The 23,520-nt window shown below is 38.9% G+C and carries 40 protein-coding genes and 1 pseudogene; all 41 read right to left on the bottom strand.

The window, feature by feature from the left end:
* Positions 1 to 143 (bottom strand): pyridoxal-phosphate dependent enzyme (locus tag Q0L68_RS04180; protein WP_296699910.1); only part of this gene is annotated, 143 nt, incomplete at its 3' end.
* A complete protein-coding gene (locus tag Q0L68_RS04185; protein ID WP_296699762.1) occupies positions 130 to 975 on the bottom strand; it encodes a serine acetyltransferase in 846 nt (281 codons plus the stop codon). The genes Q0L68_RS04180 and Q0L68_RS04185, both read right to left, overlap by 14 nt.
* A gap of 21 nt (positions 976 to 996) precedes the next feature.
* Positions 997 to 1,542: a hypothetical protein gene (locus tag Q0L68_RS04190; protein ID WP_296699765.1), complete on the bottom strand. Its 546-nt coding sequence runs from the start codon at positions 1,540 to 1,542 to the stop codon at positions 997 to 999.
* Positions 1,523 to 1,810, bottom strand: a complete 288-nt coding sequence (locus tag Q0L68_RS04195) for a septum formation initiator family protein (protein ID WP_296699768.1) — start codon at positions 1,808 to 1,810, stop codon at positions 1,523 to 1,525. The genes Q0L68_RS04190 and Q0L68_RS04195 overlap by 20 nt, the downstream gene beginning before the upstream one ends.
* Positions 1,811 to 1,905: 95 nt before the next feature.
* Positions 1,906 to 3,186: a phosphopyruvate hydratase gene (gene eno, locus Q0L68_RS04200; protein WP_296699771.1), complete on the bottom strand. Its 1,281-nt coding sequence runs from the start codon at positions 3,184 to 3,186 to the stop codon at positions 1,906 to 1,908.
* Between the two features lie 21 nt (positions 3,187 to 3,207).
* Entirely contained in the window at positions 3,208 to 4,305 is a 1,098-nt protein-coding gene (gene carA, locus Q0L68_RS04205) for a glutamine-hydrolyzing carbamoyl-phosphate synthase small subunit (RefSeq protein WP_296699774.1), read from the bottom strand.
* 118 nt (positions 4,306 to 4,423) lie between these two features.
* A complete protein-coding gene (gene rplQ, locus Q0L68_RS04210) occupies positions 4,424 to 4,951 on the bottom strand; it encodes a 50S ribosomal protein L17 (RefSeq protein ID WP_296699777.1) in 528 nt (175 codons plus the stop codon).
* A gap of 6 nt (positions 4,952 to 4,957) precedes the next feature.
* The gene (locus tag Q0L68_RS04215; protein ID WP_296699779.1) at positions 4,958 to 5,947 is read right to left on the bottom strand and encodes a DNA-directed RNA polymerase subunit alpha; all 990 of its coding nucleotides are present in this window, start codon (positions 5,945 to 5,947) and stop codon (positions 4,958 to 4,960) included.
* Between the two features lie 38 nt (positions 5,948 to 5,985).
* Positions 5,986 to 6,591 carry a 30S ribosomal protein S4 gene (gene rpsD / locus Q0L68_RS04220; protein ID WP_296699782.1) on the bottom strand — a complete coding sequence of 202 codons (606 nt, stop codon included), beginning with the start codon at positions 6,589 to 6,591 and terminating at the stop codon, positions 5,986 to 5,988.
* A gap of 18 nt (positions 6,592 to 6,609) precedes the next feature.
* Complete coding sequence (gene rpsK / locus Q0L68_RS04225; RefSeq protein ID WP_074226895.1) at positions 6,610 to 7,008, bottom strand: 30S ribosomal protein S11; 399 nt, start codon at positions 7,006 to 7,008, stop codon at positions 6,610 to 6,612.
* A gap of 14 nt (positions 7,009 to 7,022) precedes the next feature.
* Positions 7,023 to 7,400, bottom strand: a complete 378-nt coding sequence (rpsM, locus tag Q0L68_RS04230; protein WP_008202997.1) for a 30S ribosomal protein S13 — start codon at positions 7,398 to 7,400, stop codon at positions 7,023 to 7,025.
* A 4-nt stretch (positions 7,401 to 7,404) separates the two neighbouring features.
* Positions 7,405 to 7,521 (bottom strand): 50S ribosomal protein L36, encoded by a 117-nt coding sequence (gene rpmJ / locus Q0L68_RS04235; RefSeq protein ID WP_206584531.1) that lies wholly within the window; start codon positions 7,519 to 7,521, stop codon positions 7,405 to 7,407.
* A 6-nt stretch (positions 7,522 to 7,527) separates the two neighbouring features.
* Positions 7,528 to 7,746: a translation initiation factor IF-1 gene (gene infA, locus Q0L68_RS04240; protein ID WP_008202999.1), complete on the bottom strand. Its 219-nt coding sequence runs from the start codon at positions 7,744 to 7,746 to the stop codon at positions 7,528 to 7,530.
* 1 nt (position 7,747) lies between these two features.
* Complete coding sequence (gene map, locus Q0L68_RS04245) at positions 7,748 to 8,521, bottom strand: type I methionyl aminopeptidase (protein WP_296699819.1); 774 nt, start codon at positions 8,519 to 8,521, stop codon at positions 7,748 to 7,750.
* A 1-nt stretch (position 8,522) separates the two neighbouring features.
* Complete coding sequence (gene secY / locus Q0L68_RS04250; RefSeq protein ID WP_296699823.1) at positions 8,523 to 9,842, bottom strand: preprotein translocase subunit SecY; 1,320 nt, start codon at positions 9,840 to 9,842, stop codon at positions 8,523 to 8,525.
* 4 nt (positions 9,843 to 9,846) lie between these two features.
* Positions 9,847 to 10,293, bottom strand: coding sequence for a 50S ribosomal protein L15 (rplO, locus tag Q0L68_RS04255; RefSeq protein ID WP_296699826.1), 447 nt, complete (start codon positions 10,291 to 10,293; stop codon positions 9,847 to 9,849).
* Positions 10,294 to 10,295: 2 nt separating this feature from the next.
* Positions 10,296 to 10,475, bottom strand: a complete 180-nt coding sequence (gene rpmD / locus Q0L68_RS04260) for a 50S ribosomal protein L30 (RefSeq protein WP_074226890.1) — start codon at positions 10,473 to 10,475, stop codon at positions 10,296 to 10,298.
* 5 nt (positions 10,476 to 10,480) lie between these two features.
* Complete coding sequence (gene rpsE / locus Q0L68_RS04265) at positions 10,481 to 10,999, bottom strand: 30S ribosomal protein S5 (RefSeq protein ID WP_296699832.1); 519 nt, start codon at positions 10,997 to 10,999, stop codon at positions 10,481 to 10,483.
* Between the two features lie 6 nt (positions 11,000 to 11,005).
* A complete protein-coding gene (rplR, locus tag Q0L68_RS04270; RefSeq protein WP_296699835.1) occupies positions 11,006 to 11,356 on the bottom strand; it encodes a 50S ribosomal protein L18 in 351 nt (116 codons plus the stop codon).
* 6 nt (positions 11,357 to 11,362) lie between these two features.
* Positions 11,363 to 11,920 (bottom strand): 50S ribosomal protein L6, encoded by a 558-nt coding sequence (gene rplF / locus Q0L68_RS04275; protein WP_296699838.1) that lies wholly within the window; start codon positions 11,918 to 11,920, stop codon positions 11,363 to 11,365.
* A 9-nt stretch (positions 11,921 to 11,929) separates the two neighbouring features.
* Entirely contained in the window at positions 11,930 to 12,325 is a 396-nt protein-coding gene (gene rpsH / locus Q0L68_RS04280) for a 30S ribosomal protein S8 (RefSeq protein ID WP_296699842.1), read from the bottom strand.
* Between the two features lie 82 nt (positions 12,326 to 12,407).
* The gene (gene rpsN, locus Q0L68_RS04285; protein WP_008203013.1) at positions 12,408 to 12,677 is read right to left on the bottom strand and encodes a 30S ribosomal protein S14; all 270 of its coding nucleotides are present in this window, start codon (positions 12,675 to 12,677) and stop codon (positions 12,408 to 12,410) included.
* 2 nt (positions 12,678 to 12,679) lie between these two features.
* On the bottom strand, positions 12,680 to 13,240 hold the full coding sequence (gene rplE / locus Q0L68_RS04290) for a 50S ribosomal protein L5 (RefSeq protein ID WP_296699849.1): 561 nt from the start codon (positions 13,238 to 13,240) through the stop codon (positions 12,680 to 12,682).
* Positions 13,233 to 13,577 carry a 50S ribosomal protein L24 gene (rplX, locus tag Q0L68_RS04295; RefSeq protein ID WP_296699852.1) on the bottom strand — a complete coding sequence of 115 codons (345 nt, stop codon included), beginning with the start codon at positions 13,575 to 13,577 and terminating at the stop codon, positions 13,233 to 13,235. Before rplX ends, rplE begins: the two co-directional genes overlap by 8 nt.
* Positions 13,578 to 13,579: 2 nt before the next feature.
* Positions 13,580 to 13,948: a 50S ribosomal protein L14 gene (gene rplN / locus Q0L68_RS04300; protein ID WP_057939449.1), complete on the bottom strand. Its 369-nt coding sequence runs from the start codon at positions 13,946 to 13,948 to the stop codon at positions 13,580 to 13,582.
* A gap of 2 nt (positions 13,949 to 13,950) precedes the next feature.
* Complete coding sequence (rpsQ, locus tag Q0L68_RS04305; RefSeq protein ID WP_074226883.1) at positions 13,951 to 14,214, bottom strand: 30S ribosomal protein S17; 264 nt, start codon at positions 14,212 to 14,214, stop codon at positions 13,951 to 13,953.
* Between the two features lie 19 nt (positions 14,215 to 14,233).
* Positions 14,234 to 14,416: a 50S ribosomal protein L29 gene (gene rpmC / locus Q0L68_RS04310; RefSeq protein ID WP_296699860.1), complete on the bottom strand. Its 183-nt coding sequence runs from the start codon at positions 14,414 to 14,416 to the stop codon at positions 14,234 to 14,236.
* Positions 14,417 to 14,423: 7 nt separating this feature from the next.
* Positions 14,424 to 14,843: a 50S ribosomal protein L16 gene (gene rplP, locus Q0L68_RS04315; protein ID WP_184494596.1), complete on the bottom strand. Its 420-nt coding sequence runs from the start codon at positions 14,841 to 14,843 to the stop codon at positions 14,424 to 14,426.
* A gap of 24 nt (positions 14,844 to 14,867) precedes the next feature.
* Positions 14,868 to 15,599: a 30S ribosomal protein S3 gene (gene rpsC / locus Q0L68_RS04320; protein WP_296699867.1), complete on the bottom strand. Its 732-nt coding sequence runs from the start codon at positions 15,597 to 15,599 to the stop codon at positions 14,868 to 14,870.
* A 9-nt stretch (positions 15,600 to 15,608) separates the two neighbouring features.
* Complete coding sequence (rplV, locus tag Q0L68_RS04325) at positions 15,609 to 16,001, bottom strand: 50S ribosomal protein L22 (protein ID WP_296699870.1); 393 nt, start codon at positions 15,999 to 16,001, stop codon at positions 15,609 to 15,611.
* A 2-nt stretch (positions 16,002 to 16,003) separates the two neighbouring features.
* A complete protein-coding gene (gene rpsS, locus Q0L68_RS04330; RefSeq protein WP_074226879.1) occupies positions 16,004 to 16,282 on the bottom strand; it encodes a 30S ribosomal protein S19 in 279 nt (92 codons plus the stop codon).
* 2 nt (positions 16,283 to 16,284) lie between these two features.
* Complete coding sequence (gene rplB / locus Q0L68_RS04335; RefSeq protein ID WP_296699874.1) at positions 16,285 to 17,109, bottom strand: 50S ribosomal protein L2; 825 nt, start codon at positions 17,107 to 17,109, stop codon at positions 16,285 to 16,287.
* A 13-nt stretch (positions 17,110 to 17,122) separates the two neighbouring features.
* Positions 17,123 to 17,410: a 50S ribosomal protein L23 gene (rplW, locus tag Q0L68_RS04340; RefSeq protein WP_296699877.1), complete on the bottom strand. Its 288-nt coding sequence runs from the start codon at positions 17,408 to 17,410 to the stop codon at positions 17,123 to 17,125.
* 4 nt (positions 17,411 to 17,414) lie between these two features.
* Positions 17,415 to 18,044, bottom strand: a complete 630-nt coding sequence (gene rplD / locus Q0L68_RS04345; protein WP_296699879.1) for a 50S ribosomal protein L4 — start codon at positions 18,042 to 18,044, stop codon at positions 17,415 to 17,417.
* A gap of 4 nt (positions 18,045 to 18,048) precedes the next feature.
* A complete protein-coding gene (gene rplC / locus Q0L68_RS04350) occupies positions 18,049 to 18,681 on the bottom strand; it encodes a 50S ribosomal protein L3 (protein ID WP_296699881.1) in 633 nt (210 codons plus the stop codon).
* A gap of 236 nt (positions 18,682 to 18,917) precedes the next feature.
* Positions 18,918 to 19,223, bottom strand: a complete 306-nt coding sequence (gene rpsJ / locus Q0L68_RS04355; RefSeq protein WP_008203035.1) for a 30S ribosomal protein S10 — start codon at positions 19,221 to 19,223, stop codon at positions 18,918 to 18,920.
* Between the two features lie 12 nt (positions 19,224 to 19,235).
* Positions 19,236 to 21,356 (bottom strand): elongation factor G, encoded by a 2,121-nt coding sequence (gene fusA / locus Q0L68_RS04360; RefSeq protein WP_296699900.1) that lies wholly within the window; start codon positions 21,354 to 21,356, stop codon positions 19,236 to 19,238.
* Between the two features lie 5 nt (positions 21,357 to 21,361).
* Positions 21,362 to 21,829 (bottom strand): 30S ribosomal protein S7, encoded by a 468-nt coding sequence (gene rpsG / locus Q0L68_RS04365; RefSeq protein WP_206584544.1) that lies wholly within the window; start codon positions 21,827 to 21,829, stop codon positions 21,362 to 21,364.
* Positions 21,830 to 21,847: 18 nt separating this feature from the next.
* Positions 21,848 to 22,255: a 30S ribosomal protein S12 gene (rpsL, locus tag Q0L68_RS04370; protein ID WP_296699906.1), complete on the bottom strand. Its 408-nt coding sequence runs from the start codon at positions 22,253 to 22,255 to the stop codon at positions 21,848 to 21,850.
* A 98-nt stretch (positions 22,256 to 22,353) separates the two neighbouring features.
* Positions 22,354 to 22,674 (bottom strand): DUF3467 domain-containing protein, encoded by a 321-nt coding sequence (locus Q0L68_RS04375; RefSeq protein WP_296699908.1) that lies wholly within the window; start codon positions 22,672 to 22,674, stop codon positions 22,354 to 22,356.
* A gap of 63 nt (positions 22,675 to 22,737) precedes the next feature.
* Positions 22,738 to 23,520 (bottom strand): annotated as a pseudogene (locus Q0L68_RS04380) (DNA-directed RNA polymerase subunit beta'); the annotation flags it as partial.

Genomic DNA, 23,520 nt, shown 5'->3' on the forward strand with positions numbered 1-23,520 from the left:
ATCATATTATAAGCAGCTCGATCTTTTACACTTCCGCCTGGATTTTGTCCTTCGAGTTTGCAAAGGATTTTCACTTTTGGATTGACCGGAATCTGATCAAGTGAAATAAGAGGAGTATTCCCTATCAGTTCAAATAACTTCATCTTGGTCGTTTTTGAAGACATATAAATCAGTTACTTCAGAATCAGTGTGATACATTTGGGTTTGGTAATAAACCTTGCTCCCAGCAGGAATACTTTTTGTCAACCAAACATTTCCACCAATCACGCTTTTCTCACCAATCACTGTATTGCCACCCAAAATAGTAGCTCCTGAATAAATCACTACATGATCTTCAATCGTTGGGTGTCTCTTGATATCTGCATCAGCTTTATTCACACTCAAAGCACCTAAAGTTACTCCTTGATAGATTTTGACATGGTTTCCTATAATCGTTGTCTCACCAATAACTACTCCTGTTCCATGATCTATACAAAAATATTGGCCTATTTTAGCGGCAGGATGAATCTCTATACCTGTTCTACTATGGGCAAGTTCTGTTATCATTCTAGGAATCAAAGACACTCCCAATCTATGTAACAAATTAGCTATTCTATAAGCAGCTATGGCATAAAACCCAGGGTAGCTTCTTAGAATTTCTGTCTTAGATTTCGCAGCAGGATCACCGGCATAGATAGCTTCAACATCTTGATGAATCCAATCATAAACCAATTCCAATTCTAAAAAAAAATCTTTCGCGATTTTCTCTCCATCACCAAAATGGAGATGCAAATTTCTTGTAAGAATGGTAGCCAAGGAAATTTCCAATTCAGCAAATTTTACAACGACTTCTTTTTCTTCTTTAATTTTCTCTAAAGCAAATTCCGGGAATAAGAGTCCCAAAACATCTTCAAAAAATTTATGAATTACCTTCGGAGAAGGGCAATTCGAGCAATCTTGATGAGCATGGTATATTTTGGAAATAAAGGAATTCATATCGTGGGATTTAATGCACTATCAAAGTACAAAACCAACCCTTATGACATAAGGTTCACCGTAAGGTGATCTTAAATTGTCGTGAAGTACATTATACAGGAAAGTGAAGTTTGCTCCTCCTCTGGGACCAAAGGGTGCAAAATACCCTCCCCCAAGAAATAATGAGTTTACCCAAATCCTTTCGAATCGATCAGTTAAAATATTATAATTATCAAAATTGATTCGCTCATACTCGGCATGGGTAAAAATATTAGGTAAAACATTATATCTGGAAAAAATCCTTCCTCCATAGGATGATGTTTCTCCTCCAATATATCTTCTATCATTGAAATATTGATAGGTTATTCCTAATCCAGAAGAAAACTTGGGAGTAATCATAACACCAACCAAAGGAGAAAAATCCAGTAAAGTTACCGTTCCAAATTGCATCCCAAAATTACCTCCAAAATAAAGTCTGTCTTTTAAAGACAGAGAATCTGAATAGATATTGCGCTGAGCATTTGCGGTAAAATGCAGTATGAATGCAAAAGCAAAAAGCAGTAAAATCTTATTTTTCAACAATAACATAAAGGTCTTCAGTCTTCTTTTTCATGAGATACTTTTCACGAGCAAACTTCTCTAAAAGTTCTGGATTACTCATTAACTCTTCTCTTTCTGCTTTTATTATTTCTTTTCTTTCAATGTAAAATTCCTTTTGGTTATTTAACTCTCCCAGCTTACTACTCAATTTAAACTGATTGACCACATTATTGGAATCAATAAAAACCATCCAAAAAATAAAAAAGAGCGTCCCAAGAACATAAAAGTTTTTAGTGTATTTAAGGTATTTGCTCATTTCTATCCTATTGAAATTATTTACTCAACAAGGTACAAAAATGATGCAAAAAAAAAGCAGCCTTAATTGGCTGCCTTTTAAATCTATACTTATTCCTATTTCTTTTTAGGAAAATAAGCTGTGTCAGCAAGTAATTCTTCAATTCTTAGCAATTGATTATACTTTGCCATTCTATCTGATCTTGACGCCGAACCAGTCTTAATCTGGCCACAATTACAAGCTACAGCCAAGTCAGCAATAGTAGAATCTTCTGTTTCTCCTGATCTATGGGACATTACAGCAGTGAATCCAGCCTTATGAGCAAGATCAATAGCATCTAATGTTTCAGTTAATGTTCCGATTTGGTTTACCTTTATCAATATTGAATTTGCTGATTTCTCTTCGATTCCACGCTTCAAGAACTTCACGTTTGTAACGAAAAGATCATCTCCAACAAGTTGGATCTTGTCTCCAATTTTAGCTGTCAACATTGCCCAACCTTCCCAATCTTCTTCTGCACAACCATCTTCAATAGAGTCAATCGGATATTTTTCAGTTAATTCGGCTAGGTAATCTACTTGCTCAGCTCTAGTTCTTACTTTTCCAGTTTCTCCTTCGAATTTTGCGTAATTATACTTTCCATCTTCAAAAAATTCTGAAGACGCACAATCTAATGCAATGGTAATATCAGAACCTGCTTTATAGCCTGCTTTTTTTATTGCTTCTAAAATACAAGCTAAAGCTTCTTCAGTACCACCAGAGAAATTTGGTGCAAACCCGCCTTCATCCCCAACTGCAGTACTCAAACCTTTATCATGAAGAATTTTCTTCAGGTTATGGAAAATTTCAGCTCCCATTCTCATAGCTTCCGAGAAAGTTGGAGCTCCTACTGGACGAATCATAAACTCTTGGAATGCAATTGGAGCATCAGAATGAGAACCGCCATTGATAATATTCATCATTGGAACTGGAAGAGTTTTCGCATTTACTCCTCCAACATATCTGAACAATGGAATTCCTAAGTCATCAGCAGCAGCTTTGGCAACTGCCAAAGAAACTCCCAAAATCGCATTTGCACCCAGTTTAGATTTCGTATCTGTACCATCCAATTTGATCATCAGACTATCGATTCCTCTCTGGTCGAAAACGGATTCGCCGATCAATTCAGACTGGATTATTTCATTTACATTCTCTACTGCTTTAAGCACTCCTTTTCCAAGGTATTTGCTTTTGTCTCCGTCACGAAGTTCGACCGCTTCATTAACTCCTGTAGAAGCCCCACTTGGTACGGCGGCACGACCGAAGGCACCGGTATCAGTAAGAACATCCACTTCAATAGTAGGATTTCCTCTAGAGTCTAAAATTTGTCGTGCATGAATTGCTTGTATCAAAGTCATAGTATAAAAGGTTATTGAGATTTAATTTTTATTGATTAAAGAAATAAAGTCGTCGAAAAGGTAACGGGAATCATGTGGTCCAGGAGACGACTCAGGATGATATTGCACCGAAAAGGCAGGCTTATTTTTCAATTTTATTCCGGCCACTGTATTATCATTTAAATGAATATGGGTAATTTCCACATTTTCATTTTTCTCAGAATCTTCTCTTGAAATATTGAAACCATGATTTTGAGAGGTAATTTCACTTTTCCCTGACAATATGTTTTTTATGGGATGGTTTAATCCCCTATGTCCATGGTGCATTTTGTAGGTAGATATTCCTACCGATTCTGCCAAAATTTGGTGTCCAAGACATATCCCAAAAACCGGCTTACCTGTATTTAAAATCGCTTTGGTGGTTTCAACTGCATACTCCATTACAGCTGGATCTCCAGGGCCATTTGAAAGGAAATAAGCCTGAGGATTCCAAGCTTCCATTTCTTCAAGCTTTGTTTTAGCTGGAAAGACTTTACAATAAACTCCACGATCAGATAGATTTCTAAGAATATTCTTCTTTATACCAAAATCAAGGCAGGCAACCCTAATTTTAGAATTCTCATTTCCAACGAAATAAGGTTCTTGGGTACAGACTTGAGATGAAAGTTCAAGTCCATCCATATTTGGTACTTTATCGAGTTCAGCTTTGAGCCCTTCGATATTATCTTCAAATTCAGAGCTTATAATTGCATTCATTGCACCTTTGGACCTTAAGTGCCTAACAAGTTTCCGTGTATCAACATCTGCGATTCCTGTAATCTTATTATTTACCAAATAATCCTGCAATGAGCCAGAGGCATCAATTCTTGAATAAACATCCGAAAAATTACTAACCACAATACCAGCCACAGTAGGATGATCGGATTCTACTTCGGAGTCAATTACACCATAGTTTCCAATGTGAGGAGTGGTTGTAACAACAATCTGTCCTGTGTAGGATGGGTCAGTATAAATTTCCTGATATCCAGTCATACCAGTATTAAAGCAAATTTCGCCACCATTAGTGCCGGCATTTCCGATAAGGGTTCCTTGGAACACAGTTCCATCCGCTAAGAGTAAAGTCGCTTTTTTTCTAATCATTTTCTTGAAAGTTGCCCAAAGTTAAAGATTTATTGGGAAGGAGAATAAATGGATTGGGTATAAAAAAAGGATTGAACGAAAGTCCAATCCTTTTTTATTATTAAAGTCATTAATCAACTTATTTTTCTTCAGTTTCACCTTCAGTTGAATCGCCTGCTTCTGGAGCTTTAGGCTCTTCAGTTTTGGCTTCAACAGTAGGTGCTGCAGGAGCATCAGCAGATTTACCTGAACCTCTACGAGATCTTCTGGTAGTTTTCTTAGCTGGCTTAGCATCCTTCAACATCAATTCGTTGTAATCAACTAGCTCAATAATACACATTTCAGCATTATCACCTAGACGGAATCCAGTTTTAATAATACGAGTATATCCTCCTGGACGTGTACCAACTTTGGAACTGATTTCACCGAAAAGAGCGATGATAGCATCTTTGCTTTTCAGGTAAGAGAATGCAATTCTTCTGTTATGAGTAGTGTCTTCTTTGGCTCTTGAAACCAATGGCTCCACATATTTCTTCAATTCTTTAGCCTTGGCAAGCGTAGTTGAAATACGCTTGTGAAGAATCAGGGAAGTTGCCATGTTGGAAAGCATAGCCTTCCTGTGAGCGGCTTTCCTACCAAGGTGGTTAAATTTCTTACCGTGTCTCATCGTTATTTATTCTTCATCAAGTTTATACTTAGAAATATCCATCCCGAAGGTCAGACCTTTCTCTTGGATAAGTTGCTCGAGCTCAGCTAGAGATTTCTTACCGAAGTTTCTGAATTTCATCATGTCAGAAATTTCAAGTTTGGCAAGGTCTCCAAGAGTTTTTACATCAGCTGCTTTAAGACAATTGAATGCACGAACAGATAAATCTAGATCGCCCAAAGATGTCTTTAAAAGTTTTCTCATATGCAAGAACTCCTCATCAATTGGTTCTGGCTCGGCAATACCAGTAGAGTCAAGTACCATTGTTTGATCAGAGAACAACATGAAATGTTGGATCAGGATTTTAGCAGACTCCTGAAGCGCTTTTTCCGGGTGGATAGAGCCGTCAGTAGATACTTCCAAGATCAATTTTTCAAAGTCAGTTTTCTGTTCAACACGGGTATTCTCTACGCTGTACTTTACATTTTTGATTGGTGTAAAGATTGCATCGATGGCAATTTGCCCGAATACCTGCTCTTTTGGTTTAGATTCTTCAGCTGGTAGATATCCTCTTCCTTTTTCTATAGTGATCTCTATCTCGAAATTTTTAGACTCATCAATATGACAAATCACCAACTCTGGATTTAAGACTTCGAAAGAAGAAGTAAACTTAGCAATGTCCCCTGCTGTGAACACAGACTGATTTTTGATCTCTACAGTGATTTTACCATCAAATGCTTCGTGCACTTTCTTGAATCTCACTTGCTTCAAATTCAAAATAATATCGGTCACGTCTTCTACAACACCTTCGATGGTGGAAAACTCATGCACCACTCCTGGTATCTTAATAGATGTGATGGCATAACCCTCCAACGAAGAAAGCAAAATTCTTCTTAAGGCGTTACCGATAGTAACTCCATAGCCTTTTTCTAGTGGTTTGAAAGTAAACAAGCCATGGAAGTCGTCGGCCTTTTCCATCACCACTTTTTCGGGCATTTGAAATGCTAGTATGGACATATATCTTGTTCTTTTTTTAAAAGCTGAAAATAGTAAAATTACTTAGAGTAAAGTTCGACAATGAGTTGTTCCTTGACATTCTCTGGAATATCATCTCTGGAAGGTACACTGACGAATTTGCCGGATAATGAAGCGCCATCCCACTCTAACCAGGAATATTTATTTGCACCTCTACCAGCCAAACTATTGGTAATCGCTTCCAAAGATTTAGATCTTTCTCTTACAGAAACAATATCACCAGGCTTCAATGAATAAGAAGGAATGTTCACTACTTCACCATTTACAAGCACATGCTTGTGAGAAACCAATTGTCTGGCACCTCTTCTGGTTGGAGCGATTCCTAATCTATATACGGTGTTATCCAATCTAGCTTCAAGAAGCTGAAGAAGATTTTCACCTGTAATACCAGATTTTCTGGAAGCAATATCAAACATCTTTGCGAATTGTCTTTCCAACACTCCGTAGATGTATTTTGCTTTCTGCTTTTCAGCAAGCTGAATAGCGTATTCTGACTGCTTCTTTCTTCTACCTCTTCCATGTTGTCCTGGAGGATAGTTTTTCTTCTGAAGCGCTTTGCTATGCCCTTCGATAGGCTCGCCAAATTTCCTGGCGATCTTTGCTTTAGGACCTGTATATCTAGCCATTCTTTTACAAATTTAAAATTAAACTCTTCTACGCTTAGGAGGACGACAACCATTGTGTGGCATAGGAGTAACGTCAGTAATAGTAGTTACATCTAAACCTACATTTTGCAATGTTCTGATCGCTGATTCACGACCAGATCCTGGACCTTTTACAAAAACTTCGATTTTTCTTAAACCTAAGTCATAAGCCACTTGTCCACAGTTTTGCGCAGCCATCTGTGCAGCGTAAGGAGTATTTTTCTTTGAACCTCTGAAACCCATTTTACCGGCAGAAGCCCAAGAGATCACTTGACCTGCATTATTAGTAATAGAGATGATGATATTGTTGAAGGAAGCTCTGATGTGAACTTGCCCTACAGCTTCTACCTTAACAACTCTTTTCTTACCTTTTGCTTTATCGTTTCTTTTCTGAGCCATAATCTAATCAGGTTTTATTTAGTTGCTTTTTTCTTGTTAGCAACTGTCTTTCTCTTACCCTTCCTTGTTCTGGCGTTGTTCTTGGTATGCTGACCACGAACCGGAAGTCCTTTTCTGTGTCTCAAACCTCTATAACAACCGATATCCATCAGTCGTTTGATGTTCAATTGGATCTCTGATTTCAGTACACCTTCTGTTCTGAATTCTTCGGCAATAATGTTACGGATTGCGGTTGATTCATCATCATCCCACTCACCTGCTTTTTTGTCGAAAGAGATACCGGCTTTGCTCAGGATCGCTTTGGCTGAGCTTCTTCCAATTCCGAAGATATAAGTAAGCCCGATTTCGCCTCGCTTATTGTCTGGTATATCTACACCTGCAATTCTAGCCATAATCTTAACCTTGTCTTTGTTTAAACTTAGGATTCTTCTTGTTGATGACGTAAAGTTTTCCGTTTCTTCTGATCAACTTACAATCAACACTTCTCTTCTTAATAGATGTCTTTACTTTCATATCAGTCTATTTATAACGATATACAATTCTACCTTTTGATAAATCATAGGGAGACAACTCTAACTTAACACGATCCCCAGGAAGAATTTTGATATAATTCATTCTCATCTTTCCAGAAATGTGTGCAATCAACTGATGTCCATTTTCTAGTTCCACTTTAAACATTGCGTTTGACAATGCTTCTATGATGGTACCATCTTGTTCTATAGATGTCTGTTTAGCCATATTAGAATTTAAAATTCTCTTCTATGTATTTATGGGTTGTCAAAACCTCTGTTTTATCTTCAAATATTGCCACTGTGTGCTCATAATGGGCAGAGGGTTTTCGATCTGCGGTGCGGATCGTCCAACCATCTCTTTCTTGTACAATATTCCTTGTACCTAGATTCACCATCGGCTCAATTGCAATCACCATCCCTGAATTCAATAAGGGGCCACTACCTTTTTTGCCATAATTAGGAACTTCTGGAGATTCGTGGAGATTTCGACCAATGCCATGTCCTACAAGCTCTCGAACTACAGTGTAGCCCTTTGCTTCTACGAATCTTTGGATCGCATTCCCAACGTCTCCTATCCTATTCCCAAAAACAGCCTTTTCAATTCCCAAGTATAAAGAATCTTTAGTGGCTTTAAGTAATGCTAAGACAGAAGGAGGAACCTCACCAATAGGGTATGTATAAGCGGAATCGCTATGAAAACCTTGGTGAAAGACTCCACAATCTACTGAGATTATATCGCCATCTTTCAATTCATAATCGCTTGGAAATCCATGAACAACTACTTCGTTCACAGATATACAGAGTGAAGAAGGAAATCCGTTGTATCCCTTAAAAGAAGGTACACCATCATGATCCCTAATAAACTCTTCAGCAATTTTATCTAAGAAAGAAGTCTTTACTCCTTCCTTTACATACTTGGCAACTTCCCCATGGGCTCTTCCAAGTATATCTGCACTTTCTTTTATTATATGAACCTCTTCTGAAGTCTTATAATTAATCATATTACGCTACTTGGTAATTAGAAGGATTATTCTTCAAATTACCACTCTTCATCATACCTTCGTAATGACGCATCAACAAGTAGCTTTCTATTTGCCTTAACGTATCAAGAATAACACCAACCATAATCAGTAATGATGTTCCTCCATAAAACTGAGCAAATTCTCCACCCACACCAGCAATAATTGCTAAAGCAGGTAAAATCGCCACAGCTGCTAAAAGAATAGATCCTGGAAGTGTGATCTTAGAAATAATTCCATCAATAAACTCTGAAGTTGGGGCACCAGGTTTAATTCCAGGTACAAACCCGCCATTTCTCTTCATATCCTCAGCTATTTGTTCAGGATTAACTGTAATAGCAGTGTAGAAGAAAGTGAAAATAATGATGAGAACTGCGAACAATAGGTTGTATTGCCACGAAGTAAAATCACTGAATGTGTTTCCAATGTAATTTGCAACGTCACTTTCTGAAGCCCAGATCTGAGCGATCAAAGCAGGCAGAAACATTAAAGACTGAGCAAATATAATTGGCATAACTCCAGACGCATTGACTTTAATCGGAATATATTGCCTTTGTCCACCATATACTTTACCGCCGACAACTTGCTTAGCATATTGAACAGGTATTCTTCTTGTAGCTTCTGTAAGAGCAATAACTCCCACAACTACAAAGAACAAAACCAATGCTTCAATTATCAAAAGCAACATGCCAGAAGTTCCTTTTTCCAAACCTTCAGCTATTAATGCCCCTGGGAATCTGGAAATAATTCCAATCATGATTAACATGGAAATACCATTTCCTATTCCTTTTTCGGTAATCTTCTCTCCTAACCACATACAGAACATGGTTCCAGCAGATAACAATACCAAGGAACTAAACATAAACAGAGAAGTACTGATCATTACTGCACCAGTTGGAAGAATAGTAGCACTTACGTAACCAATACCCTGTGCAATGGTGATTAGAATTGTCAATACTCTAGTGATCTGGTTGATCCTTTTTCTTCCAGACTCACCTTCTTTCTGCATTTTCTGAAAGTAAGGTACTCCGACAGTCAACAGCTGCAACACAATTGATGCAGAAATATATGGCATAATGCCAAGTCCAAAAATGGAAGCATTACTAAATGCACCACCTAGGAATGTATCTATCAGTCCAAAAATGCCTTCCGGAGCTTCTCCCAAACGAGAGGGATCTACACCAGGAAGAACAACGAAAGAACCTAATCTGAAAATAATTAGAAAACCTACTGTATTCAGAATTCTAACTCTCAGATCTTCGATAGAGAAAATATTCTTAACCGTCGAAATAAACTTTTTCATTTACTTAAATCTTGTTTACAGAACCACCATTTTTCTCAATTGCTGCGATTGCAGAAGCAGAGAAGTTATGAGCAGTTACGTCTAATTTGGCTTTCAATTCACCTCCTCCGAGGATTTTGATTTTGTCATTCTTAGAAGCCACTCCATGAGCAACAAGAGCAGTCATGTCTATGGATTCTAAGTTATACTCTTCAGAAAGAGCCTGCAAGGTATCCAAATTTACTGGTTTGAACTCAACCTTGTTTAAGCTATTAAAGCCAAACTTAGGAACTCTTCTTTGAAGTGGCATTTGACCACCTTCAAATCCAGCCTTGGATTTATATCCAGATCTAGATTTTGCTCCTTTATGACCTCTTGTAGAAGTTCCACCTCGTCCAGAACCTGTACCTCTACCGATTCTTTTACGGTTTTTTGTAGAACCTTCTGCTGGTTTTAATGTATGCAGTTTCATAATTAAGCTTCCTCCACTTTTACAAGGTGATTAACTTTATTAACCATACCAGCTATCTGTGGAGTGTTTTCAACAACAACAGACTTACTGATTCTTCCTAGACCTAAAGCAGTGATTGTTGCTTTCTGATCCTTCGGACGGTCGATAGTACTTTTAGTTTGTGTGATTTTGATCTTTCCCATGATGATTATCCGTTAAAGACTTTAGACATTTTCACACCTCTTTGCTGAGAAACAGTGATCGCGTCTCTCAATTGAGTTAAAGCATCAATAGTTGCTTTTACTACGTTGTGAGGATTTGATGAACCTTTGGATTTTGCTAAAACGTCTGTAACGCCAGCACTTTCCAATACAGCACGCATCGCGCCACCTGCAATTACACCGGTACCTGCAGCTGCTGGTTTGATCAATACAAAACCTCCACCGAATTTACCAATTTGCTCATGAGGAATAGTTCCTTTTAAAACTGGTACTCTTACCAAATTCTTTTTAGCATCTTCGATACCTTTAGTGATAGCATCAGTTACTTCATTGGCTTTACCCAAACCGTAACCCACTACTCCTGCACCGTCGCCTACTACAACTATTGCAGAAAAAGAGAATCTTCTACCACCTTTTACCACTTTGGCAACACGGTTAATAGAAACTACTTTTTCCTTAAGTTCTGTATCTGTAGCCCTGATAGGCTTTTTTCTTAGTTGAGACATAGTTGATTAAAATTTAAGGCCTCCTTCTCTGGCACCATCTGCCAAAGCTTTCACTTTACCATGGTACAAGTAGCCGTTTCTATCGAATACTACTTCGCTAACTCCGTTTGCAACTGCTCTTTCGGCTAATTTCTTACCTACTTCTGATGCAATTGCAACGTTGGTGTTTGCTTTTGCTCCCAATTCTTTGGAAGATGCCTGAGCAATTGTCTGACCTTTAAGGTCATCAACAAGCTGAGCATACATGCCAGTATTACTTTTGAAAACTGACAAACGAGGTCTGGAATCAGTACCAGAAATCTTTCTTCTGATACCCTGCTTGATTCTAAGTCTTCTGGAATTCTTATTAAATGCCATAACCTATTATTTTTTACCGGCAGTTTTACCAGCCTTACGTCTAACTTGTTCACCCACGAAGCGCACACCTTTACCTTTGTAAGGCTCAACTTTACGAAGACCTTTGATTTTGGCTGCAACTTGTCCGATCAATTCCTTGTCAATTGCCTCCAACGTAATGATCGGGTTTTTACCTTTTGGAGTTTCTGTCTTCACAGCCACTTCAGATGGCAATGCAAAGAAGATATTGTGAGAATAACCAAGAGAAAGTTCAAGAACTTGACCTTGATTAGTAGCCTTATAACCTACACCAACAAGCTCCAAATCTTTTTTGTAACCTTCAGATACACCAATAACCATGTTATTGATAAGTGATCTGTAAAGTCCGTGAATAGACTTGTGTCTTTTGGAATCGGTAGGTCTGGAAACGACAACTTCATTGCCCTCCACTTTTACCTCAATATCGGGATTCACATCCTGAGTGAGCGTACCTTTAGGACCTTTAACAGTGACCAGCCCATGAGCTGACACGTCTACAGTAACACCGGCAGGTAGATTTATTGGTTTTTTACCTATTCTAGACATGATAGTAAATTAATATACGTAGCAAAGTACTTCGCCTCCAACGCCTTCCACGCGGGCTTCCTTGTCTGTCATTACACCTTTAGAGGTGGAAATAATGGCGATACCTAAGCCATTTATTACTCTTGGAAGAGAATCATGTTTTACATATTTTCTCAAACCTGGAGTACTTACTCTAGTTAGATTAACAATGGCATTTTGCTTTGTTGTAGGATTGAATTTCAAAGCGATCTTAATGGAACCTTGCGGGCCATTTTCTTCGAATTTGTAATTCTGAATATATCCTTTATCGTGCAATACTTTTGTAATCTCCTTCTTTATGTTAGAAGCAGGTATCTCAACGATTCTGTGAGAAGCCTTGATGGCGTTTCTCAATCTTGTTAGATAATCAGCTATTGGATCAGTCATGATATTTATAAGTCTAGCTCCACCCTATTTGGGCGTGCAAAGTTACGAATTGATTTTTAGAATAAAAACTACTGTCGTTATTTTACCAGCTGGACTTAGTCACTCCAGGGATTTTGCCCGATGAGGCCATTTCTCTGAAGGTTACCCTGTTGATACCGAATTTTCTCATATAGCCTTTAGGACGCCCTGTAAGTTTACATCTATTGTGCAATCTTACTGGCGAAGCGTTCTTTGGCAGTTTGTCAAGTGCTTCGTAGTCACCAGCTGCTTTTAGCTCGGCTCTTTTCTTGGCATACTTGGCTACCAGACGTTCTCTCTTTCTCTCACGAGCTTTGATGGACTCTTTTGCCATGATTATTCTTCTTTATTTTTATTAACGAACGGCAATCCGAAAGCCTTCAACAATGCGAAGCTTTCCTCATCTGAATCAGCGGAAGTCACAAATGTAATATCCATACCAGAGATTCTGTTCACCTTTTCGATGCTGATCTCAGGAAATATAATTTGCTCAGTTACACCCAAGGTATAATTTCCTCTTCCGTCGAATCCTTTATCAGAGATTCCTTTGAAATCTCTTACACGTGGAAGAGCTACAGTCATCAATCTGTCAAGGAATTCATACATTTTTTGACCCCTCAAAGTAACTTTTGCTCCGATCGGCATGCCTTCTCTTAACTTAAAGTTAGAAACTGAAGTCTTTGCTTTGGTAGATACGGCTCTTTGTCCAGTTATTAAAGAAAGTTCTTCAACCCCCTGATCAACCAATTTCTTATCTGCGACTGCAGCACCAATACCTTTATTCAAAACAATTTTTGAAAGTTTAGGTACTTGCATTACAGAAGTATATTGAAACTTTTCCTTCAAAGCAGGGACGATATCGTCCACATATTTTTGTTTGATTCTTGGATTAGCCATTGATCACCTCCCCAGTTTTCTTTGAGTATCTTACTAGTTTACCATTTTCACCCACCTTACGACCAATTCTGGTAGCCTCACCAGTCTTTGGATCTACAAGCATTAAGTTACTTAGATGTAAAGCAGCTTCTTTCTTCTCGATACCACCTTGTGGTTTTGCAGCAGTTGGCTTTACGTGTTTAGTAATCATATTGATTCCTTCTACGAAAGCTCTTCTTTTTGCTGTATCAACAGAAAGTACTTTACCTGTTTTGCCTTTGTCATCGCCAGAGATCACTTTAACAGTGTCACCGGTTTTGATATGCAGCTTAGGCTGCTTATTTAATTTTCTTTCCATGATTACAATACTTCAGGAGCCAAAGAAACGATTTTCATAAACTGCTTCTCTCTCAGCTCTCTAGCGACTGGGCCGAAGATACGAGTGCCTCTAGGCTCATCGTTGTTGTTCAACAATACAGCAGCGTTGTCCTCAAATCGGATATAAGAACCGTCTTTTCTTCTAATTTCTTTTCTGGTTCGTACGATAACCGCTCTTGAAACGGTACCTTTTTTCATGTTGCTGGAAGATAGGGCTGACTTTACAGTCACGACTACTTTGTCACCAATTGAAGCGTAACGCTTCTTGGTTCCTCCCAATACACGGATCACCAATACCTCTTTGGCACCGGAATTGTCCGCCACACTTAGTCTGGATTCTTGTTGTATCATGATTATTTAGCCCTTTCAATAATTTCAACTACTCTCCAACGTTTGTTCTTACTCAGCGGACGAGTTTCACTGATTTTAACAAGGTCACCTGGGTTACACTCGTTTTTCTCGTCATGAGCCATAAATTTGGTTGTTTTGGCAACAAATTTACCGTACATGGCATGCTTCACGCGACGCTCAACTGCAACGGTAATGGACTTATCCATTTTGTTACTTACCACTTTACCAACTCTTTCTTTTCGAAGATTTCTCTCAATCGTAGCCATTTCTTTTTCTGTTAGCTAGTTATTTGGCAGCCAATGCAGTCTTCAATCTTGCGATCAGACGCTTGGTCTCGCGGATTCTATTAGGATTCTCTATAGGAGATATCGTATGCGCAAACTTAAGTTTCGATAGATTCCCCTTTTCAGCGACAATTCGCTCGGCGATTTCACTTGAAGAAAGTGATTGAATTTCAGTATTTTTCATTGTCATTCTATTCTACGTAATCTCTACGAACGATGAAATTGGTACTTACTGGTAGCTTTTGTTGAGCTAATCTTAACGCCTCTTTAGCAGTCTCCAGGCTCACGCCTGTAGCTTCGAAAAGGATCGTTCCTGGTTTGATAACAGCTACCCAATATTCTGGAGCACCTTTACCCTTACCCATACGAACCTCTGCGGGCTTCTTTGTGATCGGTTTGTCAGGGAAAATCCTGATCCAAACTTGACCTTCTCTTTTCATGGCTCTTGTCATCGCGATACGAGCTGCCTCGATCTGACGAGAAGTAATCCATCCTGCCTCCAGGGATTTGATGCCAAAGTTGCCGAAAGAAAGCGTATGCCCTCTTTGCGCAATGCCTTTGACACGGCCCTTTTGCATTTTCCTATATTTAGTTCTTTTTGGCTGTAACATGCTTTCTCACTTAGTCGGTGAAAATTAGTTATTTCTTTTTCTGCGTCTTGGACCATCATTTCTCTTAGGACCGGAATGACGACCACCTTTTGGTTCGTTAGCGGCACCTTGATTCGGAGAAAGGTCTCTTTTACCGTACACTTCTCCTTTGAAGATCCATACCTTGATTCCGATAATTCCGTACACAGTTAGTGCCTCAGAAAGTGCGTAATCAATATCTGCTCTTAAAGTATGAAGAGGAATTCTTCCTTCTTTGTACATTTCGGATCTTGCCATTTCGGCTCCACCCAGACGTCCAGAAAGTTTTACTTTTATCCCTTCAGCTCCCACTCTCATGGATGCAGCAATTGCTTGCTTCATTGCTCTTCTGAAGGAAATTCTAGCTTGAAGTTGCTGAGCGATAGATTCACCTACCAATTTCGCGTCCAATTCAGGTCGCTTAATCTCGAAGATATTGATTTGAATATCTTTACTTGTGATCTTCTTTAGTTCTTCTTTCAGCTTATCTACTTCGGCTCCACCTTTACCAATTACAACACCTGGTCTGGCAGTATGAATGGTAAGTGTGATTCTTTTGAGCGTTCGCTCAATAATCACCTTAGCAATCCCACCTTTAGGAATTCTGGCAAGGACGTACTTACGGATTTGCTGATCTTCGTATAGTTTTTCAGCGAAGTCCTTCCCACCATACCAGTTGGAATCCCAGCCTTTGACTACACCAAGTCTAAATCCTATTGGGTTGATCTTTTGTCCCATAGTCTGTTCTTAATTTGCCTTTTCGTTTGTTTCTACTACATCAGCGGTAACTTCTCCGGAATCGAATGAATCAATTACGAGAATTACATGATTTGATCTCTTGCGTATTCTGTGCCCTCTTCCTTGAGGAGCTGGTCTCAACCTTTTTAGAGATCTGCCTTCGTCAACCATAATGGTTTTCACAAACAAATCTGCCTCTTCAAGTTTGGCATCAGGATTTTTTGCCTGCCAATTGGCAACGGCAGAAAGCAATAACTTTTCTAATCTTAAAGCTCCATGATTCGGAGTAAACTTTAAAATACTAAGTGCATTTCCAACTCTCTTGCCTCTGACAAGGTCAGCCACAAGGCGCATTTTACGCGGAGAAGTAGGAACATTATTTAATCTTGCGATAGCTTCCATGATTATCTCTTTCCTTTATCTTTTTTGGCAATGTGGCCTCTGAAATTTCTGGTTGGAGCAAATTCACCTAGTTTATGACCTACCATATTGTCGGTCACAAAAACTGGGATAAATTTATTTCCATTATGCACAGCGAAGGTATGTCCCACGAAGTCTGGAGAAATCATAGATCTTCTTGACCAAGTCTTGATGACAGATTTCTTGCCTGACTCGTTCATAACATCCACTTTCTTCACCAGGTGATGTTCGATATAAGGACCTTTTTTTAATGAACGTGCCATAATTATTTAGATCTTTTGCTGATGATGAACTTGTTTGAATACTTCTTTGGTGATCTGGTTTTCTTACCTTTAGACAAGAGACCTTTTCTAGATCTTGGATGTCCACCGGAAGAACGACCTTCACCACCACCCATTGGGTGATCTACTGGGTTCATCGCAACACCTCTTGTACGAGGTCTTACACCTAACCATCTCTTACGACCAGCTTTACCAAGAACTACGTTCATGTGATCGCCATTGGAAACAGTACCAACTGTTGCCATACAAACACCAAGAACTAGTCTCATTTCGCCGGATGGAAGTTTTACAGTTACGTATTTACCCTCACGAGCTACGATCTGCGCATATCCACCAGCACTTCTGGCCATTACTCCACCTTTACCTGGCTTCAATTCCACATTGTGTACAATAGTACCCAAAGGGATATTTACCAAAGGCATAGAATTACCTACTTCTGGAGCAACTTGCTCACCGGAAATCACTGTTTGTCCCACTACCAAACCTTCCGGGGCGATAATGTAGGCCTTAGCTCCGTCTGCATAATAAAGCAGGGCAAGACGTGCTGTTCTGTTTGGATCATACTCGATAGCCTTTACGGTAGCGGGTACACCAAACTTATTTCTTTGGAAGTCTACAATTCTTAGTCTTCTCTTATGACCACCACCGATGTAGCGAGCAGTCATTTTGCCTTCATTATTTCTTCCGCCTGATTTCTTCAAAGGTGCAAGAAGAGATTTCTCTGGCTTTGACTTTGTAATCTCGTCAAATGCTGGAGCTACTCTGAATCTTGTCCCTGGAGTAACAGGCTTCAATTTTTTAATTGCCATGATATTGAATCAATTAAATTTCTCCGTAAAAATCAATTACCTGTCCGTCAGCCACTTCTACAATCGCTTTCTTGAAAGCGTTGGTAAAGCCTGACACCACTTTGTTCTTGGTGTATCTAGTTTTATGCTTTGCAGCATATCTCATGGTTCTTATTGAAACCACGTTTACACCGTATGTTTTCTCTACTGCATTCTTAATCTCTGGCTTTTTCGCAGTTTTCTCTACGATAAATCCATAAACTCCTCTTTCGTTCATGGCAGAGACTTTCTCAGTAATTAAGGGCTGCTTTAGAATATCCATTGTCTTATTTCGATAAAATGGTTTCCAACATACTTACAGAACCTTCACAAATCACTAAGTGGTCAGCGTTAAGAACTTGGTAAGTATTTACATCATTTACAGTTACAACCTTTGACTTTGGAAGGTTTCTGCTCGATAAGTATACATTTTTGTTTTCCTCAGGAAGGACAACCAACGTTTTCTTATCAGCTAAAGACAATCCATTCATCAATGCTAGATAGCTTTTTGTTTTTGGAGCCTCAAAAGAAAGGTTCTCCAAAACCATCAAGCTATTATCTTTCACTTTATAAGAAAGTGCTGATTTTCTAGCTAACTGTTTTAACTTTTTATTCAATTTGAAAGTGTAGTTTCTTGGCTGTGGGCCAAATACTCTACCTCCACCTCTGAAAAGCGGCGACTTTATAGATCCAGCTCTAGCACTACCAGTACCTTTTTGCTTTTTGATCTTTTTAGTAGAACCAGCGATTTCATTTCTTTCTTTTGACTTGTGCGTACCTTGTCTTTGGTTCGCCAAGTACTGCTTCACATCCAAATAGATCGCGTGATCGTTAGGATCGATTCCGAAGATATCGTCAGAAAGATTTACTTTTCTTCCTGTATCTTCTCCTTTATGATTTATTACTGCTAATTCCATGGACTTATTTCTCTAGAATAACGAAAGAATTTTTAGGACCTGGCACTGAACCAGAAACCAACAGCAGGTTTTGCTCAGGATAGATTTTCAACACTTTTAGGTTGATTACCTTCACTCTGTCACCGCCGGTTCTTCCTGCCATACGCATTCCTTTGAATACTCTTGATGGCCAAGAACAAGCACCAATGGAACCTGGGTGTCTTTGTCTGTTATGCTGACCATGAGTTTGTCCACCCACACCACCAAAACCATGACGTTTTACAACACCTTGGAAACCTTTACCTTTTGAAGTACCAATAGCATCGACGAAGTCACCTTCAACGAATACCTCTGACGACTTCACAGTAGCCCCTAGATCTACCTGGCCTTCAAACTCGACCCGGAATTCTCTGAACTCAACAACTTTTTGCTTTGGCGTAGTACCGGCCTTTTTAAAGTGACCGATCAATGGTTTAGGCGTGTTTTTCTCTTTACGCTCACCATATGCCAATTGCACTGCGTTGTACCCGTCTGTTTCAACGTTTTTTACTTGCGTCACTACGCAAGGACCAGCTTCTATTAGCGTGCATGCGACATTACGTCCATCGGCACTGAAAATGCTAGTCATTCCTACTTTTTTACCTATAATACCAGACATCTATAATAAGATAATTTGATAATTCACAAGCGCTTATACGCATGAGCCCTTTTAAAGGACTGCAAAGTTACTGAAATAAAATTCTGCAACAAATGCCAACTTGTATATTTTCAAACATTTAGAGAATTTTCATTTCTTTAAACCTTTGAAACCGCCCATTTCATTATCAAAAGGTGATGATAGAAAAAGACCTGCACAGTTGCGCAGGTCTTTTTTACAAAATATTTAAGAGCAGATCAAACTTTGATTTCTACATCAACTCCACTTGGAAGTTCGATTTTCATCAAAGCATCTACAGTTTTAGAGCTATTTGAATAGATATCAACTAATCTCTTGTAAGTACATAATTGATATTGATCTCTAGCTTTTTTACTTACGTGAGGAGATTTCAATACAGTAAACTTCTCCTTTTTAGTAGGCAATGGAATTGGTCCCACTACTACTGCACCTGTTGCTTTAACAGCTTTTACGATTTTCTCTGATGACTTATCCACCAGGCTGTGATCGTATGATTTTAGTTTTATTCTGATTTTCTGATTCATCGCAAATATTGATTAGTCTTTCTGACCTTTTACGTTAGCAATTACGCCCTCTGCTATGTTGTTTGGAACAGGCTCATAGTGAGAGAATGTCAATGAAGCCGTTGCTCTACCAGAGGTAATTGTTCTAAGGTCAGTGATATAACCGAACAACTCTGACAATGGAACCGACGCCTTGATTACGGAAGAAGTACCTTTCGTATCCATACCTTTCATTAAACCTCTTCTTCTGTTCAAATCACCAGTGATTGGACCAGTATATTCATCAGGAGAAACTACGTCTACAGACATGATAGGCTCTAATAATGCAGGCTTACATTTTTTAGCTGCTTCTTTGAAACCAATTCTTGCTGCTAATTCAAAGGAAAGAGCATCTGAATCGACATCATGGAAGGAACCATGGAATAATCTTACTTTCATGGATTCAATTGGATAACCTGCCAAAGGACCATTTTTCATAGCCTCAGCAAATCCTTTCTGAATAGATGGAATAAATTCTTTTGGTATTACACCACCTACAATTCCATTGACAAAGTCAAGTCCTGCTTTAATTTCACCAGTTTCAGGATCAGGATCTTTCGGGCCAATTTCAAATACAATATCTGCAAATTTACCTTTACCACCAGTTTGCTTCTTGTAAACTTCTTTGTGTTCTACAGAACCAAACAAAGCCTCTTTATAAGCAACCTGAGGAGCTCCTTGATTAATCTCAACCTTGAATTCTCTCTTCAATCGGTCAATAATAATATCCAGGTGAAGCTCACCCATACCTCTCAAGATAGTCTGACCAGTTTCAAAATCAGTATTAACTTGGAGTGTCGGATCTTCTTCCACTAGTTTTGCTATTGCCATACCCAACTTATCTACATCTGCTTGAGTTTTAGGCTCAATTGCATAGCCGATAACTGGCTCAGGGAATATCATAGATTCAAGAACTACCTTACGATTTTCAGCACAAAGCGTATCTCCGGTTTTGATATCTTTAAATCCAACTACAGCACCAATATCACCAGCTCTTAAAGCATCGATTTGGTTTTGCTTATTAGCATGCATTTGGAATACTCTGGAAATCCGTTCTTTGTTACCGGAACGGCTATTGAATACATATGATCCAGAATCCAATCTACCGGAATAAGCTCTCACGAAGCATAATCTACCAACAAATGGATCTGTAGCAATCTTGAAAGCCAAGCCAGCAAATGGCTCGTCTTCATTAGGAGTGATAACTATTTCTTTTTCCTCGTCATTCAAGTCATGACCGATTAAGTTATCTTTATCTAAAGGAGAAGGAAGTAATTCCATAACCAAGTCAAGCATGGTTTGAACTCCTTTGTTTTTAAATGAAGAACCACAAACCATTGGGACAATTTTCATGTCGATGGTTGCTTTTCTCAAAGCCGTAAGAATTTCTTCTTCTGTAATTGAGTTTGGGTCTTCAAAGAATTTTTCCATCAATGACTCATCGTAGTCTGCAACTGCTTCAAGCAAATGCTCTCTCCATTGCTCTACTTCTTCTGTCATATCTTCAGGAATAGCAACTTCTTCGAAAGTCATTCCCATATCTTCTTCATTCCAAACGATGGCTCTGTTGTTAATCAAATCAACAACTCCTCTGAATTTATCTTCAGCACCGATTGGAAGTTGCAAAGGAACTGCATAGCTACCTAGCATTTCCTTCACTTGCTTACAAACCTCAAGGAAGTCTGCGCCTGCACGGTCCATTTTATTAACAAAACCGATACGGGCAACTTTATAGTTATCAGCTAAACGCCAGTTTGTTTCAGACTGTGGTTCAACACCATCCACAGCACTGAATAGGAAAACTAAACCATCCAACACTCTAAGGGAACGATTTACCTCTACGGTAAAGTCAACGTGCCCAGGAGTATCAATGATGTTAATTTGATATTTGTGATCTCTGTAGTTCCAGAACACAGTGGTCGCAGCAGAAGTAATTGTAATACCTCTCTCTTGCTCCTGTGCCATCCAGTCCATCGTTGCAGCGCCATCATGCACCTCACCGATTTTATGGGAAACTCCAGAATAAAAAAGAATTCGCTCTGTAGTAGTTGTTTTACCAGCATCGATGTGAGCGGCAATACCGATGTTTCTGGTATATTTTAAGTCTCTTGCCATCCTAATTAAAATCTAAAGTGGGAGAATGCTTTGTTAGCCTCGGCCATTCTGTGCGTATCATCTTTTTTCTTCACGCCGGCACCTTCGCCTTTGGAAGCAGCAATGATCTCACCTGCAAGTCTGTCCATCATCGTTTTCTCACCTCTTCTTCTTGCATAAGTGATCATCCACTTAATACCTAGAGATAATTTTCTTTCAGGACGAACTTCCATTGGAACCTGGAACGTAGCACCACCAACTCTACGACTCTTCACCTCAACGGATGGAGCAATATTGTTAAGCGCTTTTTTCCAAACTTCAAGACCATTCTCACCTACTTTTTGTTCAACTTTTTCTACCGCATCGTAGAAAATTCTGTAAGCAATACTCTTCTTCCCATCTACCATAAGACAGTTCACGAACTTGGTAACCAAGGTATCATTGAACTTAGGATCAGGAAGAATATATCTCTTCTTTGGTTTCGCTTTTCTCATTTCTTCTAAATGTTTTAATTATTTTTTCTTAGCCGCAACTGGAGCTCCTTTGCCAGCCTTCGGTCTTTTAGCACCATACTTAGAGCGACCTTGCTTACGGTCTTTAACTCCTGCAGTATCAAGTGCACCACGGATGATGTGATATCTTACACCTGGTAGATCTTTCACACGACCACCTCTAATCAATACGATTGAGTGCTCCTGTAGATTGTGACCCTCACCTGGAATGTAAGCATTCACTTCTTTTCCATTTGTCAATCTCACCCTCGCCACTTTTCTCATTGCTGAGTTAGGCTTCTTCGGGGTTGTAGTGTATACTCTGGTACAAACCCCTCTTCGCTGAGGACATGCATCCAAAGCTCTTGATTTCGATTTGGTCTCCAGTGTAGTTCTACCTTTTCTTACTAACTGTTGAATAGTAGGCATTAACTGATAAAATTTAGTTTTCCTGTAAACTGTTAAATTTTGGACTGCAAAGGTAACCAAAGTAATAAGATGAACAAAATTAAGTAGTTATATTTTTGTTATGCTTCTCCTGGGGTACCAAAACTTATCGGGAATTGAGGAGCTCCACCTGAATGGCTTATTTTTCCAAAAGCATCCTCATATTTCTCAATATTATCTCTTAAAGCAGCTAATAATCTCTTTGCATGCTCTGGAGTTACGATAATTCTTGACTTTACTTTAGCTTTTGGAACACCAGGCATTAGTCTGATAAAGTCAATAACAAATTCGGAATTTGAATGGGCAATCATTGCCAAATTAGAATAAACACCCTCGGCAACTTCCTCGGATAGTTCAACATTGATCTGCTGATCAGGTCTTTTTCCTTTTTCGTCTTTCATTTTCTTATGATTAAAAAAGGCCTGTACTGATACAGGCCTTTAACTATTTGTTAATTCAACTTATTATAAAATGGCTTCGCTTGATTTTCTTGTTACACGATCCATATTATCAGAAAGCTTATCATATTCTTCCTGAGAACCGACGATAATATTTTGGATTCTTCTTTGTCCGGTACCAGCTGGAATAAGATGTCCAACCAATACGTTTTCTTTCAATCCTAATAATTCATCTCGTTTACCTCTGATCGCAGCTTCAGAAAGAACTTTAGTTGTTTCTTGGAATGAAGCGGCAGAAAGGAAACTTTCGGTACCCAATGAAGCGGCAGTAATACCCTGAAGAGTAGGTTTAGAAACAGCAGTTTCCGCATCTCTTACTTGTACCAGCTTAAGATCTTTACGCTTTAAGCTTGAGTTTTCATCTCTCAATCTTCTTGCAGAAATAATCATACCTGGCTTCAAAGTAGAGGAATCACCTGCATCCATTACCACTTTCTTATCAAGGATATTATCATTCTCTTCTCTGAATGCCCACTTATCTACTACTTGGTTTTGAAGGAATCCTGTGTCTCCAGCATCAAGGATCTCAACTTTTTGCATCATCTGGCTTACAATTACCTCTATATGCTTGTCGTTGATTTTAACACCCTGAAGTCTATATACTTCTTGGATCTCATTTACTAAGTATTCCTGAACAGCTGTTGGACCTTTGATCGCAAGAATGTCATTTGGAGTGATAGCTCCATCAGACAATGGCTCACCTGCACGGATAAAGTCATTTTCCTGAACCAGAATGTGTTTGGATAAGGATACCATGTATTTCTTGATCACACCATCTTTAGATTCGAT

Origin of the sequence: Algoriphagus sp. (assembly GCF_024642405.1) — a bacterium.
Classification (GTDB): Bacteria; Bacteroidota; Bacteroidia; order Cytophagales; family Cyclobacteriaceae; genus Algoriphagus.

Coding starts and splice junctions, on each gene's coding strand:
- rpsJ (WP_008203035.1), bottom strand. CDS start 19,223: ATGAATCAGAAAATCAGAATAAAACTAAAATCATACGATCACAGCCTG.
- rplF (WP_296699838.1), bottom strand. CDS start 11,920: ATGTCTAGAATAGGTAAAAAACCAATAAATCTACCTGCCGGTGTTACT.
- rpsE (WP_296699832.1), bottom strand. CDS start 10,999: ATGTCTCAACTAAGAAAAAAGCCTATCAGGGCTACAGATACAGAACTT.
- rplO (WP_296699826.1), bottom strand. CDS start 10,293: ATGAAACTGCATACATTAAAACCAGCAGAAGGTTCTACAAAAAACCGT.
- rpmD (WP_074226890.1), bottom strand. CDS start 10,475: ATGGGAAAGATCAAAATCACACAAACTAAAAGTACTATCGACCGTCCG.
- rpmJ (WP_206584531.1), bottom strand. CDS start 7,521: ATGAAAGTAAAGACATCTATTAAGAAGAGAAGTGTTGATTGTAAGTTG.
- rpsS (WP_074226879.1), bottom strand. CDS start 16,282: ATGGCACGTTCATTAAAAAAAGGTCCTTATATCGAACATCACCTGGTG.
- rpsG (WP_206584544.1), bottom strand. CDS start 21,829: ATGAGAAAAGCGAAACCAAAGAAGAGATATATTCTTCCTGATCCTAAG.
- rplW (WP_296699877.1), bottom strand. CDS start 17,410: ATGGATATTCTAAAGCAGCCCTTAATTACTGAGAAAGTCTCTGCCATG.
- rplD (WP_296699879.1), bottom strand. CDS start 18,044: ATGGAATTAGCAGTAATAAATCATAAAGGAGAAGATACAGGAAGAAAA.
- rplP (WP_184494596.1), bottom strand. CDS start 14,843: ATGTTACAGCCAAAAAGAACTAAATATAGGAAAATGCAAAAGGGCCGT.
- carA (WP_296699774.1), bottom strand. CDS start 4,305: ATGATTAGAAAAAAAGCGACTTTACTCTTAGCGGATGGAACTGTGTTC.
- map (WP_296699819.1), bottom strand. CDS start 8,521: ATGATTAATTATAAGACTTCAGAAGAGGTTCATATAATAAAAGAAAGT.
- Q0L68_RS04185 (WP_296699762.1), bottom strand. CDS start 975: ATGAATTCCTTTATTTCCAAAATATACCATGCTCATCAAGATTGCTCG.
- rpmC (WP_296699860.1), bottom strand. CDS start 14,416: ATGAAAAATACTGAAATTCAATCACTTTCTTCAAGTGAAATCGCCGAG.
- rplX (WP_296699852.1), bottom strand. CDS start 13,577: ATGGAAAGAAAATTAAATAAGCAGCCTAAGCTGCATATCAAAACCGGT.
- rpsC (WP_296699867.1), bottom strand. CDS start 15,599: ATGGGACAAAAGATCAACCCAATAGGATTTAGACTTGGTGTAGTCAAA.
- rpsN (WP_008203013.1), bottom strand. CDS start 12,677: ATGGCAAAAGAGTCCATCAAAGCTCGTGAGAGAAAGAGAGAACGTCTG.
- rpsK (WP_074226895.1), bottom strand. CDS start 7,008: ATGGCTCAGAAAAGAAACGATAAAGCAAAAGGTAAGAAAAGAGTTGTT.
- rplQ (WP_296699777.1), bottom strand. CDS start 4,951: ATGAGACACGGTAAGAAATTTAACCACCTTGGTAGGAAAGCCGCTCAC.
- rplB (WP_296699874.1), bottom strand. CDS start 17,109: ATGGCAATTAAAAAATTGAAGCCTGTTACTCCAGGGACAAGATTCAGA.
- fusA (WP_296699900.1), bottom strand. CDS start 21,356: ATGGCAAGAGACTTAAAATATACCAGAAACATCGGTATTGCCGCTCAC.
- rplC (WP_296699881.1), bottom strand. CDS start 18,681: ATGTCTGGTATTATAGGTAAAAAAGTAGGAATGACTAGCATTTTCAGT.
- Q0L68_RS04190 (WP_296699765.1), bottom strand. CDS start 1,542: ATGTTATTGTTGAAAAATAAGATTTTACTGCTTTTTGCTTTTGCATTC.
- infA (WP_008202999.1), bottom strand. CDS start 7,746: ATGGCTAAACAGACATCTATAGAACAAGATGGTACCATCATAGAAGCA.
- rplN (WP_057939449.1), bottom strand. CDS start 13,948: ATGATACAACAAGAATCCAGACTAAGTGTGGCGGACAATTCCGGTGCC.
- rplV (WP_296699870.1), bottom strand. CDS start 16,001: ATGGAAGCTATCGCAAGATTAAATAATGTTCCTACTTCTCCGCGTAAA.
- rpsH (WP_296699842.1), bottom strand. CDS start 12,325: ATGACTGATCCAATAGCTGATTATCTAACAAGATTGAGAAACGCCATC.
- Q0L68_RS04195 (WP_296699768.1), bottom strand. CDS start 1,810: ATGAGCAAATACCTTAAATACACTAAAAACTTTTATGTTCTTGGGACG.
- rpsD (WP_296699782.1), bottom strand. CDS start 6,591: ATGGCTAGATATACAGGTCCTAAAGCAAAGATCGCCAGGAAATTTGGC.
- Q0L68_RS04375 (WP_296699908.1), bottom strand. CDS start 22,674: ATGAAAGACGAAAAAGGAAAAAGACCTGATCAGCAGATCAATGTTGAA.
- rplE (WP_296699849.1), bottom strand. CDS start 13,240: ATGGCTAATCCAAGAATCAAACAAAAATATGTGGACGATATCGTCCCT.
- Q0L68_RS04215 (WP_296699779.1), bottom strand. CDS start 5,947: ATGTCCATACTAGCATTTCAAATGCCCGAAAAAGTGGTGATGGAAAAG.
- rplR (WP_296699835.1), bottom strand. CDS start 11,356: ATGGCATTTAATAAGAATTCCAGAAGACTTAGAATCAAGCAGGGTATC.
- rpsM (WP_008202997.1), bottom strand. CDS start 7,400: ATGGCTAGAATTGCAGGTGTAGATATACCAGACAATAAGCGAGGCGAA.
- eno (WP_296699771.1), bottom strand. CDS start 3,186: ATGACTTTGATACAAGCAATTCATGCACGACAAATTTTAGACTCTAGA.
- rpsL (WP_296699906.1), bottom strand. CDS start 22,255: ATGCCTACTATTCAACAGTTAGTAAGAAAAGGTAGAACTACACTGGAG.
- rpsQ (WP_074226883.1), bottom strand. CDS start 14,214: ATGGCTACGATTGAGAGAAATCTTCGAAAAGAAAGAGTTGGTAAAGTG.
- secY (WP_296699823.1), bottom strand. CDS start 9,842: ATGAAAAAGTTTATTTCGACGGTTAAGAATATTTTCTCTATCGAAGAT.